1 protein-coding gene is annotated in these 990 nt (G+C 68.0%); it reads left to right on the top strand.

Translation table 11 applies throughout. The annotated features are described in order from the left end of the window. Positions 1 to 401: 401 nt before the first annotated feature. Positions 402 to 990, top strand: a 589-nt coding sequence (locus CCN37_RS41865) for a hypothetical protein (RefSeq protein WP_246843536.1), incomplete at its 3' end; no start/stop codon positions are given.

The raw sequence follows: 990 nt of genomic DNA, 5'->3' as shown, positions 1-990 counted from the left end.
CTCCTGGTCCGGCCCCCACGACACCGCCGACGCCGCGCGCCAGTCCTCCGCCCAGGACGCCCTCAACGCCGCCGTGGTCACCGGCGCCCTCGTCCCGTCCCCACGCCCACCCCGCCCCACCGCGTGCACCGAGCAGGGTTCTGCGTCATCTCAGGGCCGCGTCGTGTCACTGTTGTTGTGCTCCAATGGTTTCCACGGCCGCGCGCTTGGCTTCCGGCCCGGCGATCAGGTGTACGTCAGCACCGATGGCCTCCGCTACGCCGTGACCACCGCGTCCTCGTCCACCCCCGGCGGTTTCTGGGGCCGGTTCCGCGCGTGCCTGCGCATCGGGGAGTCCGCGCCGGTGTGCACGNNGGCTCCAGTTCCGTTTCGTGCGCCCTGCCGCTCGGCGTGATCCACACGTGGCTGCCGTCCTCGCGGTTCTCGCACCGCCAGTTGGAGTGCGTTTTCATGTTGTGGTGGTGTCGGCATTTCGGCCGCAGGTTCTTGATCGTGGTGTTCGTTCCGTCGAATGGGCAGCAGTGATCCAAATCGCAGCGGTGTGCCGGTTGCTGGCATCCGATCGCCGTGCACCTCGGGTAGCGGGCGTTGATGAGTTCTCGCTGTTTCGCCGTGGGACGGTAGGCGTCGCTGACTTCCTCCGCCATGCCGGTGGCGGGGTCGGTCAGGATGCGTTTCCAGATACCGCCCGCTGCAATGTCCTGGGCCACGCTCGTCGGGATCGGTCCGTATCCGGCGAGCATCCCGGGATCATCGGTCAAGCCGAGCAGGGCGGTCACCGGCATCGTCAGGTAGACCATCGTCTGGCCCTGCGGGGCGGGGGTGTCGAGTCCCAGCAACAGGTCGCGGGCGACGTCGGCGCGTTTCTGGTCCAGCGTTCGGTCGTCTTTGGGGAGACTGCGCGCGATGCGGTCGATGTGGTCATAAGCCATGGCGGTGTCGTGGGCGGTGAACGCCAGGCGAAGTTCAGCCATGCCGTCGTCGAGGTTG

This window comes from Allokutzneria sp. NRRL B-24872, from assembly GCF_002155965.1.
Classification (GTDB): Bacteria; Actinomycetota; Actinomycetes; order Mycobacteriales; family Pseudonocardiaceae; genus Allokutzneria.
This window is presented reverse-complemented; position numbering and strand designations above follow the sequence as displayed.